The 15,844-nt window shown below is 68.7% G+C and carries 17 protein-coding genes and 1 pseudogene; 8 read left to right on the top strand and 10 right to left on the bottom strand.

Translation table 11 applies throughout. The features are described 5' to 3' along the window. Positions 1 to 475 precede the first annotated feature (475 nt). Together VS93_RS13520 and VS93_RS13525 are read right to left on the bottom strand one after the other, a co-directional pair. Positions 476 to 1,801, bottom strand: coding sequence for a hypothetical protein (locus VS93_RS13520; protein ID WP_046470293.1), 1,326 nt, complete (start codon positions 1,799 to 1,801; stop codon positions 476 to 478). After that, a complete protein-coding gene (locus VS93_RS13525; RefSeq protein WP_046470294.1) occupies positions 1,798 to 2,586 on the bottom strand; it encodes a cupredoxin domain-containing protein in 789 nt (262 codons plus the stop codon). The genes VS93_RS13520 and VS93_RS13525 overlap by 4 nt, the downstream gene beginning before the upstream one ends. Before the next feature lie 229 nt (positions 2,587 to 2,815). Here VS93_RS13525 and VS93_RS13530 point away from each other — a divergent pair, with 229 nt between their 5' ends. From VS93_RS13530 to VS93_RS31650, 3 genes are all read left to right on the top strand, one after another. Further along, on the top strand, positions 2,816 to 3,466 hold the full coding sequence (locus VS93_RS13530; protein ID WP_046470295.1) for a hypothetical protein: 651 nt from the start codon (positions 2,816 to 2,818) through the stop codon (positions 3,464 to 3,466). A gap of 63 nt (positions 3,467 to 3,529) precedes the next feature. Continuing rightward, on the top strand, positions 3,530 to 3,871 hold the full coding sequence (locus VS93_RS31645; protein WP_156184822.1) for a DUF2752 domain-containing protein: 342 nt from the start codon (positions 3,530 to 3,532) through the stop codon (positions 3,869 to 3,871). Next, positions 3,859 to 4,068 carry a hypothetical protein gene (locus tag VS93_RS31650; RefSeq protein ID WP_156184823.1) on the top strand — a complete coding sequence of 70 codons (210 nt, stop codon included), beginning with the start codon at positions 3,859 to 3,861 and terminating at the stop codon, positions 4,066 to 4,068. Before VS93_RS31645 ends, VS93_RS31650 begins: the two co-directional genes overlap by 13 nt. 54 nt (positions 4,069 to 4,122) lie before the next feature. Here VS93_RS31650 and VS93_RS13540 read toward each other — a convergent pair whose 3' ends face one another. From VS93_RS13540 to VS93_RS13555, 4 genes are read right to left on the bottom strand one after another with little or no spacing between them, the layout of a single operon-like run. Beyond that, entirely contained in the window at positions 4,123 to 4,482 is a 360-nt protein-coding gene (locus VS93_RS13540; protein ID WP_162231680.1) for a M48 family metalloprotease, read from the bottom strand. After that, a complete protein-coding gene (locus VS93_RS13545; RefSeq protein ID WP_156184824.1) occupies positions 4,466 to 5,011 on the bottom strand; it encodes a M48 family metalloprotease in 546 nt (181 codons plus the stop codon). Before VS93_RS13545 ends, VS93_RS13540 begins: the two co-directional genes overlap by 17 nt. After that, complete coding sequence (locus VS93_RS13550; protein WP_046470298.1) at positions 5,008 to 5,376, bottom strand: BlaI/MecI/CopY family transcriptional regulator; 369 nt, start codon at positions 5,374 to 5,376, stop codon at positions 5,008 to 5,010. Before VS93_RS13550 ends, VS93_RS13545 begins: the two co-directional genes overlap by 4 nt. Further along, on the bottom strand, positions 5,376 to 5,654 hold the full coding sequence (locus VS93_RS13555) for an SHOCT domain-containing protein (RefSeq protein WP_156184825.1): 279 nt from the start codon (positions 5,652 to 5,654) through the stop codon (positions 5,376 to 5,378). Before VS93_RS13555 ends, VS93_RS13550 begins: the two co-directional genes overlap by 1 nt. Before the next feature lie 215 nt (positions 5,655 to 5,869). Between VS93_RS13555 and VS93_RS13560 the strand changes: the two genes are divergently transcribed. From VS93_RS13560 to VS93_RS13570, 3 genes are all read left to right on the top strand, one after another. Then, positions 5,870 to 6,523 (top strand): class I SAM-dependent methyltransferase, encoded by a 654-nt coding sequence (locus VS93_RS13560; protein ID WP_046470300.1) that lies wholly within the window; start codon positions 5,870 to 5,872, stop codon positions 6,521 to 6,523. Between the two features lie 209 nt (positions 6,524 to 6,732). Next, positions 6,733 to 7,104: a BlaI/MecI/CopY family transcriptional regulator gene (locus VS93_RS13565; protein ID WP_046470301.1), complete on the top strand. Its 372-nt coding sequence runs from the start codon at positions 6,733 to 6,735 to the stop codon at positions 7,102 to 7,104. Beyond that, positions 7,101 to 8,114, top strand: coding sequence for a M56 family metallopeptidase (locus VS93_RS13570; RefSeq protein WP_046470302.1), 1,014 nt, complete (start codon positions 7,101 to 7,103; stop codon positions 8,112 to 8,114). The genes VS93_RS13565 and VS93_RS13570 overlap by 4 nt, the downstream gene beginning before the upstream one ends. Positions 8,115 to 8,420: 306 nt before the next feature. Here the strand turns inward: VS93_RS13570 and VS93_RS28140 are convergent. Continuing rightward, positions 8,421 to 8,787: pseudogene (locus tag VS93_RS28140) on the bottom strand (transposase); the annotation flags it as partial. Positions 8,788 to 8,904: 117 nt separating this feature from the next. Further along, positions 8,905 to 9,651, bottom strand: coding sequence for an SDR family oxidoreductase (locus VS93_RS13580; RefSeq protein WP_046470314.1), 747 nt, complete (start codon positions 9,649 to 9,651; stop codon positions 8,905 to 8,907). A gap of 694 nt (positions 9,652 to 10,345) precedes the next feature. Here VS93_RS13580 and VS93_RS13585 point away from each other — a divergent pair. Together VS93_RS13585 and VS93_RS13590 are read left to right on the top strand one after the other, a co-directional pair. After that, entirely contained in the window at positions 10,346 to 11,041 is a 696-nt protein-coding gene (locus VS93_RS13585; protein WP_046470315.1) for a helix-turn-helix domain-containing protein, read from the top strand. A 137-nt stretch (positions 11,042 to 11,178) separates the two neighbouring features. Further along, positions 11,179 to 11,883: a CBS domain-containing protein gene (locus tag VS93_RS13590; RefSeq protein ID WP_046470303.1), complete on the top strand. Its 705-nt coding sequence runs from the start codon at positions 11,179 to 11,181 to the stop codon at positions 11,881 to 11,883. A 424-nt stretch (positions 11,884 to 12,307) separates the two neighbouring features. On the opposite strand, the gene VS93_RS30440 is transcribed toward VS93_RS13590, so the two are convergent. Together VS93_RS30440 and VS93_RS13600 are read right to left on the bottom strand one after the other, a co-directional pair. Continuing rightward, complete coding sequence (locus VS93_RS30440) at positions 12,308 to 12,583, bottom strand: flavodoxin family protein (RefSeq protein WP_201776640.1); 276 nt, start codon at positions 12,581 to 12,583, stop codon at positions 12,308 to 12,310. A 98-nt stretch (positions 12,584 to 12,681) separates the two neighbouring features. After that, the gene (locus VS93_RS13600) at positions 12,682 to 15,261 is read right to left on the bottom strand and encodes a cation-translocating P-type ATPase (protein WP_046470304.1); all 2,580 of its coding nucleotides are present in this window, start codon (positions 15,259 to 15,261) and stop codon (positions 12,682 to 12,684) included. Positions 15,262 to 15,844 lie beyond the last annotated feature (583 nt).

Genomic DNA, 15,844 nt, shown 5'->3' on the forward strand with positions numbered 1-15,844 from the left:
CCCCTGCCACGGGGCTGCGCCTACTCCGAGGAGTCCTTTTCGCCTTCACTGCTGCTTGTCCAGGAACCGGGAGTAGTCCTCGCGCGGGTCGCCGATCCGGGGTGCTCGGCGTCCACAGCAGCCACCCCTCATCATGGGTGTTGAACCCGATGACGTGTGAGCCGTGGTCGGTGGTGTAGCCGCCGGGGCGCGGGCCCGGGCGAGGAGGCCGGTTCGGGCGCGCGCCCGAGTTCCCGGTAGCCGGCCCAGCCTCTGACCACGGCGGTGACAACTGCCACGGCGACGGCGATGGCGTTCGGCGCGCCCTTGGCATGTCCGTGCCTTCCCCTGCTTCCTTTGGCGCTCCCCTGGCCACCTTCCACCTAACAACCTTAGTTTCATCGGTGGCGGGGGAGGCCACCGCCCCGGGAAACCACCGGTGGCACGGTGGATGGCCGGGACCGGTCCGCGTCCTTCCGCGGGCTCGCCACCGCCGTCAGGTGGCGAACAGCAGGGTGAGCCCGCCGATGGTGTAGGCGACCATGAGCACGAGCAGCGGGATCTGTGTGAGCACGGCCCGCCGGCGGGGAAAGAGGCGCAGCGCGCGGTCGTGCGCAGCGATGACACCGAGGACATGGCCGGTCATGACCGCGATCACCTGCACCAGGGCGATCGTCGCCGGGGTGACGATCGTGAAGTCCACTCCGTGGTCGGCGGTGCCGAACAGGTCCGCGCCGGTGCCCAGCGGATCGGAGGCGAGCACGAGCGTGCGCTGGCCCTCGAACAGCAGCAGCGAGAAGTAGTGCGCCACCAGGTAGCCCACAGTCACCGGGATGACGGAGTGCGCGAAGGCTGTCGGCAACCCGGCGCGCGGCGCACCGCCGATGGCGTCCGCGGCCCTCGCCCCGGCGGCTAGCAACGCGGCGACCAGCAGTACAGCACCCACGAGCCCGAGCGTGCCGCCGGCCACGTCGGACAGCGGGCCCGATTGGAGGAATCCGGTCCACCAAGGGGCGTTGGACAGGCTGTCGTAGGCGGTGCTGCCCAGCAGCACCGCCACTGTGGCCGCGAGCCCGGACATCGGCGCCAACCCGTCGAGGCCGTTGAACGGATTGCGGAGCACAAGCCGTCCATCGGTGCGCCGCCCCAAGGCAGACAGCCGCCCGATGAGTGAGGAGTAGGCCTCGAAGGCATCGCCGTGGTCGAACCAGCGGCCGCCGAAGGCCAGCGCTCCCAGTAACTGGACCGCCGCATAGCCGGCGAACCACACCCGCAGGCTGACCAGATCGGTGCTGTGCGGCCAGACCAGCTCCAGCCAGGTGAAAGCGAACAGCCCGGCCGCGGCCGGCCAGTAGCCCAGCCACGCGGGGTAGGGCCACAGCCCTCGATCCGGGGCGGTGCGGGCCAGCCGGGCCAGGCACGAATGAATCGTGCGCAGCGGGTTGAGCAGCCGCCATACCGGACCGAACAGCAACGACGCCGGGACCAGGCCCACCCAGAACAGGACGTAGACAACCCCGGGTGTGGGGTTGAGCGTGTCATTGGGACCGAACACCGCGGCCACGGCGACGAACACCGTTACCGCCAGGCCGGCCGCACGCAGCGCCCAGCGCACCGCAGGACCATCGAGCACGGCTTGAAGGCGGCGCGGCAGGGGACGCCCGGCGGCGTCGCCGGACAGTCGCGGACGGCGCCAGGCCAGGCCGAGCGCAGCGAAGGAGACCACGAGCGCGATCGCAGCGCCGGTCAGCGCGTACGGGAACGGCAGCGGCAGATCCTCGCGCCCGCCGACCCCGTGCGCCAGGATGAGTGTCGCATTCATTCGACGGCAATCTGAGTAAGCAGCGTGCCGGACTCGTGCGTCTCCAGTTCAAAGAGTCCGGTCTGGTCGGCGGTGAAGCTGAGGGTGGCGGGCTCGCCCGGGCCGACCGGCTCTTCGATGTCATAGCCGTGCAGATGCACGGTGTCACTGCTGTCGCTGTCCACCGTGAGGCGTACGCTCTGGCCCTGTTCGACCTCCATTCGGCCGGGTTCCGGCGACACCGTGACGTCCTGCACGCTGATCTCCGCCGTGACATCGGCGGCACCGGTGTCCTGGGAGCCGGCGTCTTGGGAGGCGTGGGAATGGTCCCCATCGCCACCGCTGCCGGTAATCGTGGTGCTGTCGCTGATCGGCTCACCGTCGACTGCCCAGGAGCTGTGGTCGTTAGCCGATAGGTGCACCGATAGGGTGTGCCCCCCCTCGGGCACCACCGAGGCGGGCAGATGATGCCAGGGAGCATACACCCGCGCGACCTTCTCGCCATCGACATACAGATGCGCGTGCCCCTCGCCCTCGCGGGCCTTCTCCCCGACCTGCCTCGGGGTGAACTCGAAGTCCTCGGCCTGCACATGGACGTTCCATCCGGAGTCGGTGTCCTCGGCCACCTCCATGCTCACCGAGGATGCGCCATCGCCATCGACCTCCCGCAGCTCGTGATCGTGCTCGGGGGCCGAAGCAGACGGACTGGACGGATTGGGGCTGGCGTCCTGGGTGCCGCTGGCACAGCCCGCGACGACGAACACGAGCACCGCACCGGCGAGTGCGGCACAACCACGCACTGGCATACATCTCCTCTGCGCATCAGCGCTTGTCCGCTGAGGGGGAGCGCTCGGGCACCTCGATGGACACGGTAACCTATTCACCTAAGTCGCATAGGTATATTTAGGGTCCCCCCAAGCACCGGTCGAGAGGTTCCAGATCGTGTCATCGCGCCAGAGCAAAGGGGCGGCCGCGTCCAGTCGGTCCCCGTCGAAGGAACAGCCGAGGCGAGGCACAGCGCAGAAGGTCGCCGCCATGCGCCAAGAGCAGGCTCGCAGCGAACGCCGGCGCCGGGTCCTGCTCATGAGCGCGGTCGGGGCCGTCCTGGTCGTGGTGGTGGGGCTGGCCGGATGGGGACTCACCAACCTGCCGGGCGGCGAGGAAACGGAAGCCGCCCTACCGGAACCGGTGAGTGGCGAGAGCACCGCCATGCCGCCGTGGTCGCTGCCCGAGGACCCGGTTCCCTTGGCGGAGCAGGCCGGGTTGCGGGTGGAGCCGATGGAGGGCACCGCGAAGCACTTCCACGCCCACCTCGACATCATCGTCGACGGTGAGCCGGTCACCGTACCCCCCAATCTGGGAATCCACCCCGCGGGCACCGCTATGTCGGAGCTACACACCCACGACGAACGCGGCGTTCTGCACGTCGAGGCCCCCACCGATGACCAGCGCTACAACCTCGGCCAGGTCTTCGCCCAATGGGACGTGCGCCTCGACGAAACCACCCTCGGCGGACTGGAAGCCGACGGCGGCAACACGCTGCGCGCCTACGTCGACGGCGAACTCCACGAGGGAAACCCCGCCGCCATCCAACTCACCGAGCACCGCCAGATCGCCCTGGTCTACGGGCCCGAGGACGCCGACGTCGACGTCCCCGACGACTTCGACTTCGAGCCCGGCGAGTAACCTCGGTGCGCACCGCCCGCCCCCGGTGCCCGGCGCGGGCACCACGACGAATGATGAGGGACCATGCCTGCCTGGCGCTCACCGGTCGAGTTCCGCGTCGAAGCGCGCGACCGCCATCCCTGGTTCGCGCTCGCAGCCCTTGGCGGCCTCGTCCTCGGCGGGCTCATGGCGGTTTTCGGCCTGCCGCCGATCGATATCCACGGCCCGCTGCACTACCTGGGGATCATGGACCCCGGGTGTGGGGGAACCCGGTCGGTGTGGGCGGCGATGCGGGGCGACCTGGCGATGTCGTGGCGCTACAACCCGATCGGTATCCCCCTGGTGGTCGGCGCCGTGGCCACGCTGCTGCGCCTCCTGGTCGGCGTGGCGACCGGCAGGTGGCTCAACGCTACGTGCGCTCCCTGACGCCACTTGCCGTGACCGGCGGCGCGCTGTTCGGCCTGCTGACCGTCAACCAGCAACTCAACGCCGAGCTGCTGCGCACCCCGCCGGAGGACTTCTCCCCCTTGGGTCCGTTGCTCAACGCGCTTCCGATCCTGGGCCTGTGCGTGGTGCTGCTCATCCGCAACCGCAGGATCGCGCGCCGGGCCGCGGGCCGATGACCACGGTATCCAGGCGGTTGAGTATGTCGTGGAGAGCCGCGAGGGCCGGGGCGCTCACATGGTGCCCGTGCACATCTGTTGGACGAGCAGGGCCGCGTTGGCCGCACCGGCGAGTACGACCGCCGCGATCATCGCGCTGACCAGCCACGAGCGGCGCGGAATGGGCGGCAGCGGCGGTTCGCTACCCGTTTCGAGCTGGGTGATGCGGGCGTCTACTGTGGTGGCGCCAGCCATCGCGGCGGCTGGGGAGGCGGCCCAGGCCGGAGGGCTCAGCACGCGCAGGAGGGCGCCCGCCAGGGGCCGGGTGCCGCAGCGGGTAATGGCCCGCCGGTCGGCGGCCAGCTCCCGGCCGGCGACGAAGCGCTCCGAGAGATGCCGCAGCGCCGGCAGGTAGAACTCACGCGCGAGCAACACGCGGATCGCCAGGATCCAGTGGGTCGCGGCTACGGGCATGTGCGGACTCGTGGGCGAGAATCGCGGCGAGTTCGGCGGCTGGCGCCATGCGGACGAGGCCGCTGCTCACCGCGACCCGCGGGATCCACAACCCATAGGTGAAGGCGAAGGGTTCCTCGGCCTGCGCCACGCTGACCCGTCCCGACAGCCCGTAGGGGCCCACGATCCGATCGAGGTCGGCGGCCGGGGCCGTGACACGGGCCCGCACCTTTCCGCGCCGTGCGTGATCCGCGCGCAGTTCCCCAGCCAGGCGGATCACGGCCGTGCCCGTCGAGACGAGCAGGAGAGCGGCCAGCGCAGCGAGCGCCAGCATCCGCCACCCTCCTGCCCACAGCGCCGCCGGGCCCAGCGTCCACAGATGGACAGCCACGACGCAGATCGCGCAGCAGGCCAGGGCCGTGAGAACACCACGAAAGCCCAGAGCCAGGACCAGCAGCAGCGACAGGGCCCGGTTGCCGCTGTCCAGGCGCGCCAATGCCTGAGGACTCACGGCGAGGTCTCCGGTGGCGAATCGTGGAGCAGCCGCCGCAATCGGTCTCGTGCCTCAGGGTCGGCTTCGATCTGGTCCACGAAGTGGGCGACGGCCGCCTGGCCGTGCTCGGCGAGTACCGTGCGCACGGCCAGCGCCGCCGGGTCCGACCCAGCGGGACGATAGGCGAACCCCCGCCCGCGCGCCTTCCGGATTACCGCGTCCTTTTCCGCCAGCCGCGCCAGCACGGTCATCACCGTTGTGTAGGCCAGCGGCGAATGGCGATCGCGATTGAGCTCGCCACGGACCTCGCGGACCGTCATCGGTCCCTCGGCTTGCCACAGCACCTCCATCACTGCGGTCTCCAGCGGCCCCAGCGCCACCATCAATTCCCCCCGGAGCCGCCGCGCCCCTCGGCGCGCAGGAGATCGCTCAGGATCCGCTCAAGGGTGGCGTGGTCGATGTCGCCGCGGGCGTAACGCTCCTTGGCCAGCACCACCGCACCGGAATCCTTCGAGTCCGTGCGAGGTCCCGAGGCGGTGAGGGCAGGGACACGCGATTGTGCGAGTGCCAGGAGCAGCGCGAACGCGACCACCCCGGCCAGCAGCGCGCTTAATACGGGAAACGCCAAGGTCGGCCCCGGCATCCCCATCGATTCCATCATCGAGCCACACATACGGTCCTCACCTCCAGGGGCAGAACGCGCGAAGTACCACACACCCACAGTAAAAACGCGGCCCGGCTTCCTGATGGGGCGACGCCGCGGAGTCGTGGCGGCCTGGGTAGGTCTTCGCCCACACATTTTACTATCCCAGCGTAGTAATAACTACGATTATGTAGTAGAAAGGTGGTGTGAACTCCCGAAAGCTGAGATCCGCGATGCGATCGTCACGACGCGCCAGGCACATCGAGATCACCGACCAGATACGGCGACACTGGGATCGCCAGGCACCGCGATACGACCGAATGATGGACCGGATGGAGCGGCTCTTCCTCGACGGCAGCCGCGAGTGGTTGTGCTCCAAGGCCGGCGGGAACACCCTTGAGGTCGCGATCGGAACCGGCCGTAACCTGCCGCACTACCCGGACCAGGTGAACCTGACCGGCATCGACCTCAGCCCTCGCATGCTGGAGATTGCCCGGGAACGCGCTCACACACTCGGCGTACAGGTGGATCTGCGCGAGGCCGACGCCCAACACCTCCCCTTCGCCGATGCCTCCTTTGACACCGTGGTCTGTGCCCTGTCGCTATGCGCCGTGCCCGACCTGGACGCCACCGTCACTGAGATGCGCCGCGTGTTGCGCCCCGGTGGCCAGCTCCTGCTCCTGGACCACGTGCGCCCCACCTTCCTGCCCGTGCGCTGGCTGCTGCTCACCATCCAGGGCCTGATGAACGTGTTCGACCCCGGCAACGGCGAGCAGATGATGCGCCGCCCACTGCTGACCGTGCGGGAACACGGCTTCACCGTGGAACAACGCGACAGGTTCAAGGCCGGCGTCATCGAACGCCTCGCGGCCCGCAAACCCGACTAGAGGGGAAAGGCGTACCGGGAGGGGCGCGCCGTGAGCGTCGTCAGCGGATGTCAGCTGCGCCCGTTCCCGCTCGCGGCTGTGAGATCGGTATGACCTAAGCTGATTGGGTGCATTGGCCGGGCGGATCGTCAAATAGCGTTGCGCGGTCTGTAACGGCCACTACGCCCAGGTGTTATCACCCCCAGAAAGTGGAATGGCGAAGGAGTCCGATGCCGCAGTTCGGCGAGCTGGAGGCCGCGATCATGCGCTCGGTGTGGGCGAGCGATGCGCCGATGCGGGTGCGCGATGTGCTGGACGACCTGCGACGCGACCGCGACATCGCCTTTACCACGGTGCAGACGGTGATGGAGATCCTGTACCGCAAGGGATGGCTGCAGCGCACCAAACAGGGGCGCGCCTATTACTACTGGGCGGCGGCCTCGCAGGAGGACTACATCACCGGCCTGGTCGAGGAGGCGCTGGAAACGGCGCCCGACCAAGCGGCTATCCTCTCCCGCCTGGTGTCACGGTTGCCCAGCGACGAGGTCGCCGGGCTGCGCGAGGCGTTGGACGAGGCCAAGCGGCGCGAGGGTCTGGCGTGATCGTCGCGACACTGCTGCTGGCCTATGCCCTGCTCCTGGCCGCGGTCGGCCCGTATGTCGTACGGCGCTCGCGCTGGGTGGAGCGCGCACCCCGGCTGGGCATCGCCGCCTGGCAGGTGCTGAGCCTGGCCTTCATTGTCTCGCTGGTGCTCGGTGGGCTCGCGTTGAGCGTGCCGAGCCTGCGCCTGGGCATGGACCTCGCCCAGGTGCTGCAGGCGTGCCTGGTGGCCCTGCGCGCGCAGTACGCCACCCCCGGCGGTACGGTGATCGGCACGAGCGGTGTGGGGCTGGCTGTCCTGGTGCTCACGCGCTGCGGTTGGGGCGTGGCCGCCACGCTGTGGCGGGCGATCGCCGATCGCCGCCGCCACCTGGAGATGCTTGAGCTGCTTGGCCGGCACGACCGGGACACCGGAGCGGTGGTGCTTGAGCATTCAGTGCCCGCCGCCTACTGCGTGCCGGGCGTGCGCCGGCGGATCGTGCTGACCAGCGGCGCCCTCGAAACGCTCAATGCTGAGCAGCTCCAAGCGGTGCTCGCGCACGAACGCGCCCACCTGCGCGCCCGCCACGACCTCGTGGCCGCGGTCGCGAGCGGACTGGCCGCGGCGTTTCCGCGGCTCCCCCTGTTCCAGGTGATCAGGGACGAGACCGCGCGGCTGATGGAGTTGGCCGCCGACGATTCGGCCGCCCGCGTTACCCACCGCCTCCTGGCCGCCGAAGCGTTGCTGAACGTCGCGGGCCAGCGCGGCCCGGCCGGCGCGCTGGCCGCCGGTGGGACGGGGGCCGCCGATCGGGTACGGCGCCTGATCACCGGAGTGCGGCCATTCGGCCGGGCGCGCGTCGTGCTGGCCGGTGGCCTGTTGACCGTGCTACTCGCCCTACCGGTCGCGATCTTCGCCGGCCCCGCCGCCATGTTGTTCGATTCGGCGTGCTGTCCCACCGACTCGGCCATGTTCAACCACGCGGAGGTGTGCCAGGCGATGCCGACGACACGCTACTGCGCACCGAGCTGACCAACTGCTATGGCGGGTCGAAAACCCGGCCGTCGGTTATCGCTCCATGTCGATCTTGCGCTGCAGGAATTCCTCCGGTCGATCTCGCCCGCGGCGTAGCGGCGCTGCAACTCGGTCTCGGCCGGATCCGAGTCCAGCGGCGGGGTGGTCGCGTTCCTGTGCGCCAGTGAGCGGCTCCACAGAACCCGGCACACACCACCTCCATCACACCCGGTACAGGACAAGAGGATGGGGCCGATTCGCCGGATCGTCCAACAGTTGGACATCCACCCCGAGGCGCTGCGGTCATGGGTCAAGCGGGCCGAGGTCGACGTCGGCCGGGCGCCGGCCCCTGCTGCCGCGCTTAGCGCGGTTGGCGGCCTGGTTGGCCTTCTCTGGGATCACCGCCTTGATGTTGCGTCTGCGTAGGTAGGAGCTGGTTGGCGCGGGAGGAGTAGGCCTTGTCGGCGGCGACCGCGTCCGGCCGGGTGCGCGGCTGACCGGCCGGGCCACGAACCCGGACTTCCTCCAGCACGGGGATGAACCGAGGGCAGTCCGCTGCCTGCCCGTCGCTGGCCTGGAGGGCCAGCGGACGGCACCGCCGATCCGCCGCCAGGTGGACCTTGCTGGTCAGCCCGCCCCGTGAGCGCCCCGGAGAAGCCGCTTTCAGCCGCGCGCGGCGCCGACGCCTCACGGTGCATGTGCCCCGGCGCTGGGCCTGGCAGGAAGCTTGGAGGCGGTTGTCCGACACCACCCACCCGCCCCGCAATCCCCAAAAGACCACTTCAGAAGTCGATCGGTGGATCGAGACTTATGTGGTGTGGAGTGGTAGCGCGGTGCCCGCAATGGCGCCGCCGTCGATCACGAACTCACTTCCCGTCGAGTATGTCGCCTCCGTGAGGAGGAAGTAGACCATGCGGGCGACCTCCTCGGGGTTACCGAACCGCGGGATAGGCTGGCCGGCGACGACAGAGTCGTCCATTTCGGCGGTCATGGGCGTGCGGATCGGACCCGGGTGGACCGAGCACACGCGAACTCTGTCTGTGGCGAACTCCAGCGCCGCCGTCTTGGTAAGCCCGCGGATAGCCCACTTGCTGGCAACATAGGCGCCGATCCCGGCGTATCCCTGCATGCCCGCGGTCGAGGAAAGGTTGACGATACTTCCCCCGCCGGATCGCCGCAGGGAAGGGAGAGCGGCACGCATGCCAAGCCAGGTGCCGAACAGGTTCACGTCGAGAATCCGGCGGAAGTTCTCAGCGGGTTGTGTCTCGATTGGCCCGATGTCGAGGATCCCGGCGTTGTTCACCAGGGATGTTAGCGGGCCAGCCATGCGTTCAGCCACAGCTATCGCGTCCGTCCAGTCTTCGGCGCTCGTCACGTCCAGGTGGACGTAGTGTGCACGGTCGTCAAGCTCCTTCGCGAGCTGCTCGCCCTTCTCGTCCAGAATGTCGGCGATGATCACGGATGGGCCCGCATCGTGAACTGCGCGGACCACAGCCGCCCCAATACCTCGAGCGCCCCCTGTAACCAGCACCGTGAAGGTGTCTCGTTCATTCATCACTGGCTCCATTCGAATTCCTTGGTCTCACACTTCTCGTCGAATCGACCCGTGAACAGTGCCTTCGGCCCCGAGGCAGGCAGACCTTCGGGTCGGTCGAGAGAGGGACCATGCCCCGGACGCAGGTGCTGCGGGGCTCAAGCTGTTGCTCTTTCGGGGGGCTGCACCGATGGTGCGCGTTCGGCGGCCAGTGCGACGCGTATGTGCTCAGCCAGTTCCGAACGGAGGTGGTGGGCGTTCGTCTTTAGGATCAGCTCCGATCCCCATGGCGCCGAGGAAGTCAGTCTCGGGCGTGGCAGGGTCGTTTCGTGTTCTGGGAGAGTCGGTAGTGGCCGTGCTGCGTGTAGGGCCGAGAACCCTGAGCCGCTGGCGGATATACGGGAAAACCCTTGTTCTCCCGGCAGTGTCTGGGATGGGCGACGATCGCTTTGAACGTTCTGGTGTCCAGTACATCGGAGGAGGATGCGGCCTGTTAGGGGCCAATGATGGGACCGTGGAAGGCAGAGCTCCCGGCTTGCCGCTCTGTCGGGAGAGAGTGAGCTAGGCACTGGGGCGGCTTCCCACGGACCGGTACTTTCGGCCCCTGAAGGGACGGCTTAGGCCTGGTGACCGACGCCGAGACGATCGCCGAGACTGGCGGTAAGGAGGCGGCAACGGTTCGCCCACCCGCGTGACCAGGCAGTGGGGGAGCAGCATGGACAGGGTATACGAGGCCGGCTACGAAGCCGGATGGGGCGGCAAGACCCGGGGGGATCTGGGGCGGCGGGCGGCGCGGCGCCGCGCCGAGCTCGGGCTCTCGGTGGAGGAGGTCGCGCGGCGCGCCGGTATGGCGCCCGGGTATGTGGCCTACCTGGAGGAGCACCCGCCCAACCTCAGTCGTCGGGCGCTTGCGTGGCTGGCCGGGGCGCTGGAGACCACCCCGGGCGCACTGCTTGGCGCGGACGTCGACGTGCCGCCGGGCCGCAACCCCACCGGCCGCGCCGCCTTGTTGCAGACACTGGACGCTGAGGAGTGCATGGACCTCATCAGGCCGGGAGGTGTGGGGCGGATCGCGTTTCCCGTCGAGAGCGAGGCCGGCCCCACGGTGCTGCCGGTGAACTTCGCGGTCGTCGACGGCAACATCGTCTTCCGCGTCGAAGAGGGTGGCATCATCGCCAAGCATGCCACTGGATACGTGAGCTTCCAGATGGATCGGATCGATCAGGTGATGAGCGAGGGCTGGAGCGTGCTGGTCAAAGGGCGGGCGCGGCTGGTGCGTGACCCGGGGGAGGTGGATGACCTCGGGGCTGTGCAGGTTCGCCCGTGGGCCGGCGGCGATCGCGAAGCTTATGTGACGATTACACCAATCGCCATCAGTGGACGCCGCGCCAGCGCCGGCGAAATACGTTGACGATTCATCCTCGCAGAAGAGAGGGGCACCACCTTTGGCCTGCGGTTCAAAATCTGTGTGGCCTGGCGCTATGGCACTGCTGACGGCAGTGGCGCGCCCGTAGCGGGGGCACGCACCAAACCTGAGGGGGAGCTCATATGAATAGGACCGTCCGCGACGTGATGACCCCCGACGTGGTTTCCACTAGTTCAGAGACTCCGATCAAGGACATCGCGCGATTGATGCTCTGGCGGGATGTCTCTGCCCTGCCTGTCGTCGAGGGCGGCCGTGTCGTCGGGATCGTTTCCGAGACCGACCTGGTGCACCATGAAGAGTTCGCTCCTGAGCGCCCTGGCGACGAGTACCACGAACCGATGCGGGCCCGGCTGCGCCGTACCCTGGGCAGCCGGGGCAGCGCGCAGAGGAAGGCGCGCGCTGAGAATGCCAGGGAGCTAATGACTCGGGACGTGGTCACCGTGGGTCCTGAGGAGACCGTCGTTGCCGCGGCGCGGGTGATGGCTCGCCACGACGTCAAGCAGCTGCCCATCGTCGACGAGCGCGGTCACCTAGCGGGGATGCTCAGCCGGCGCGATTTGCTTCGGGTCTTCGTGCGCCCCGATGGGGATATCGCGCGCGACATCGGTGCGGCGTTCGCTGTTGCTCCTGCCTGGCTCGATCCCGGGCGTATCCGATTCAGCGTGGATGATGGCGTGGTCAGCCTCGAAGGGCGCGTGGAGCAGCACAGCCACTGCGCGATACTTGCACAACTTACCCGTGGGGTGGATGGCGTGGTGGGGGTACACAGCAAGCTCACCTGGGATGTGGACGACATGCTGCCGCCGAGAATGCCCTACACCCCATAGCACCGACACCCGGTGGTCAGCAGACTCCTGGCAATTTCCGGCTCTCGTTACCACGAGTATCGACCACTGTGCGCTGCCAGGTCAGCGAATTCGGGTCCGGCCGCGCTGGCGTGGGAGTTGGGAGCAGGTGCCGATCGCTGCCAACCGGGAGCCCGGCAGTATCTCATCGAGGGGTGTCTTCTCGGTCCATTCCTCGTGGCCTGTGCTGTGGTCCACTGGCCCACTGCCGCGCACGCTGCGATTTTCCCCGCTTAGAAGATCCGACCCGGCGTCTTTTCGGCGAGGAAGCTCACCGCGGGAGCGATGATCCGGAAACCGCTTCGCCGGAGGCGTTTCTGCGCACCGCGTGCCGCCGAACCGGGAAGACGGGGCCTCCTCACCCGGGTGTCGAACGCCGCGGCGTTGACATCGGGGGATTCTCCGCTCAGGGAGTCCAGCCACTCGCGTACTCCCTGCCCGGTCGATACCGGTTCCCTGCCCGCCTGCTCCGCGGCCGACTCCCGGGGCGCGCACGGGTCATGCCGAAGGCGTGGGTCGGGCCTCCCACGATGAGCAGCCCGACATCACCGCCGAGGGAACGGGGCGCGCTCGAGACCTCCGCGACGTCCACACCGAGCCGGGTCGCCACCCCCGCCGCGATCTCCTCCGCGACCGTCTCCGCGTTGCCGAACATGGATTCGTACACCACCAACGCACGCATTCTGTCCTCCGATCGAACCCCTCACCACCGTGTTCGCCGAAGTTCTCCGAATCGTGCCCGCACCGGGGCCGAAGAGCCGCCGGACTCCGCGGAACGGTTCAGCCGCGTGCACGCAGTTTCTTGTGCGCGGTGTCTGCGAGCCATACGACCGGGATCGCCAGTGCGGCCATGGCCCAGCCCAGCGGGCTCGGGAGGGTGCCGCCGAGCAGTCCCGGCAGCGGCGGGAGGAGCAGGAACACCGCGAGTATGCCCACTTCGAAGGCGACGGCGTAGAGCAGCAACCGGTTACCGCCGACCCCGGTGCCTGCGACCCAGCGGGACTCGCTGCGGCAGGCGAAGGCGTTCGCCAGCTGTCCGAGCACGATCGCGGTGAACAGGGTCCCAGAGGCCGTCGCCAGCAGCGCCGGGTCGGGCATGGCCCCGGGCGCCCAGCCGCCCGCCAGCAAGACCACCACGAACGCCAGCATCGCCGCTGCCGCCTCCGCGGGCCCCAGCACGCCGAACGCTCGGCGTGCCACCCGCGCGTCGATGAGCCCGCCGGTGCGCATCGGTCCTTGCATCGTCCTCGGGTTGGGCGGTTCGGCACCCAGGGCCAAGGCGGGCAGCAGGTCTGTTCCTATGTCCAGCGCGAGCACCTGCAGCACCGTCAGGCCCAGCGGGATAGTGCCGGCTGACAGAGCCCACACCACGAACGGGGTCAGCTCGGCTACGTTGTCGGTGAGGTGGTAGGTGAGGAACCGCCGGATGTTGACGAAGGTCGCCCGGCCGAGCTCGACCGCGGAGACGATCGTGGCGAAATGGTCATCGAGCAGCACAAGGTCGGCCGCCTCCCTGGCCACGTCGGTGCCGGAAGCCCCCATCGCCACCCCGATGTCCGCGGTACGCAGGGCGGGACCGTCGTTGACGCCATCGCCGGTCATCGCCACCACATGACCGCGGGCCTGCAGCACGCGCGCGATGCGCAGCTTGTCCTCCGGGGTGACCCTCGCCACCACCACCCCATCGCAGTCAAGGAGCTCCCCCAGCGCGGCGTCATCAGCGGGCAGGTCCCTGCCCTGCACAACGAGCCCGTCCGCGCTCAGCAGTCCCACCTCAGAAGCGATCGCGGTCCCGGTACCCGGGTGATCGCCCGTCACCATGGCCAGCCGGATGCCGGCGCGACGGCAGGAGGTGATCGCCTTGGCGATGTCGGGGCGGGGCGGGTCCTCCAACCCGACCAACCCCAGCAACTCAAGATCACGCTCGGCCGCCCACGCGTTACTCGTCGACGACACGCCTCGGCGATGGGCCACGGCGAGTACACGCAGCCCTCGGCCGCTCATCGCGGCTACCGCGCGGTCGGCATCGGAGGATGTGTCTTGGCACAGAGGAAGCACCGAGTCGGGAGCGCCGGTCACATGGAGGCCATCGGTGTCAATGACCGACGAGCGGCGCCTGCGGGGGTCGAACGGGTGCCGCACCACAGGAGCGGGCGGCTGGGAGGCTTGGGCGCGCGCGGCCAGTACGTGGAGGGCGACCTCCATCGGGTCGCCGACCGGGCGCCACCGGCCCTTCCGTTCCACAACGCGAGCGTCCGGCGAGCACCGCGCTGCGCTGTCGGCGAGTCTCCTCGCCCACCTTACCGCGCTCGGATCACCGGCGAGCTGGCCCGCCGGATCGTACCCCTCGCCCTCGACATCCACCTGGCCCGCGGGCGTCCACACCGTGACGACCGACATCTCGTTGCGTGTGATCGTGCCTGTCTTGTCGGTACAGATGAATGTCGTCGCCCCCAGGGTCTCCACTGACTCCAGCCTGCGTACCAGGGCACTACGGGACGCCATCCGCTGGCCGGCCCGTGCCAGCGACAGGGTGACGGTCGGCAGCAGCCCTTCAGGCACCAGGGCGACTGTCACACCAATAGCGAACAGGAGGCTCTCCGAACCGGCCCTTCCCAGCGTCACGGCGGCGAGGAAGAAGAGTACTCCCACGGCTACGGCGATCAGCGCGATAGTGCGCACCACTCGATGTAGGTGGGTCGCCAGTGGGCTGCGCGGTCTGCTCGCTCTTTCGGTCACCTTGGCGATGCCGGCCAGCCGGGTGTCCGTACCGGTTCGGCCCACCACCGCGGCGCCATGGCCTTCGACTACGTAGGTGCCCGCGTACAGGGTGGCCCCGGGGTCTGGTGACACGGGGACGCTCTCGCCGGTCAGCATCGACTCGTCGACCAGTAATCGCGTGGTGGAGGCCAGGTTCAGGTCGGCGCTGATCCGGTCGCCTGCTTCCAACAGTGCCACATCGCCGGTAACCAGCTCGGTCGCGTCGATGACCGTTGCACGCCCGTCCCGACGAACCGTGGCGCGGGCGGGCAGTAGGTCGCGTAATCTCTCCGCGGCGCGGTCAGCACGGTGTTCCTGCACGAAGGAGAACGCGCCGTTGAGCACGACTACTACGGCGATGGCCACGGCCAAGGCGGGCATTCCCGCGAACAGGGCGAGACCTGCCGCGCACCAGAGCATGACCGCGAAGAAATGCATCATCTGCCCTGCGAGTACAAGCAGGGCAGGCCGTCGAGGCGCACTGGGAAGCTGGTTGGGGCCCTCCCTGCGCAGCAACTCGGCTGCCTCGGTACTGGTGAGCCCTCTGTCTAGAGGCGTGTCCTGGGCGGTGCCCGAGCGCGGTTCATCCTTCCCCTTCATCTGAACCCCCTGGAATGTCCTGTGACTCGCAACGGTGCGCGACCGTGGCCTTCAGCGCATCGGGGGATGGGTAAGGACGCCCTCCAGGAAGCGCGCTCCAAGGTGCGCCCTGGCGCGGTGGTCAAAAGAGGGGAACCCGGAGGGCTGCCGTTCGCTCGCGTCCCTCATGGTGCAAGGGAGCCGCCGCGAGGGCCTCTGGTTCTGCTTCGGCCCCCGGAGCTCGGTTGCCCGGCCCCGGGCTTCCGGCGATGAGAGCCAACAACCGGGTGATGACCGCTGTGTCTATCACGAGCGAGAGGGGCCTAGTTCGAACGCCACCTCTGTTCGTGTGTGCCGGCGCGACGGTGGCCGTATGGATCTGGGACTCTCCGGCCCCATAAGAAGCACCTACCACACCATTCTGATGTGAATCATGGCCCGACCACTGGACGTGGTTCTTGTTCACAGCCCCGGAAGTCCGCCGGAACTCTGGCGCGTTCCGCTATTTCGGGCGGCAGTCGATTCTCGGGGCTTCCGCGTCGCGGGAAGGAGGCGACAGCGTGCGTCGCCACGAGAAGCGCTGCCGATCATGGCCGCGGTACGT

The sequence above is a fragment of the Allosalinactinospora lopnorensis genome (genome assembly GCF_000981225.1).
Taxonomy (GTDB): domain Bacteria; phylum Actinomycetota; class Actinomycetes; order Streptosporangiales; family Streptosporangiaceae; genus Allosalinactinospora; species Allosalinactinospora lopnorensis.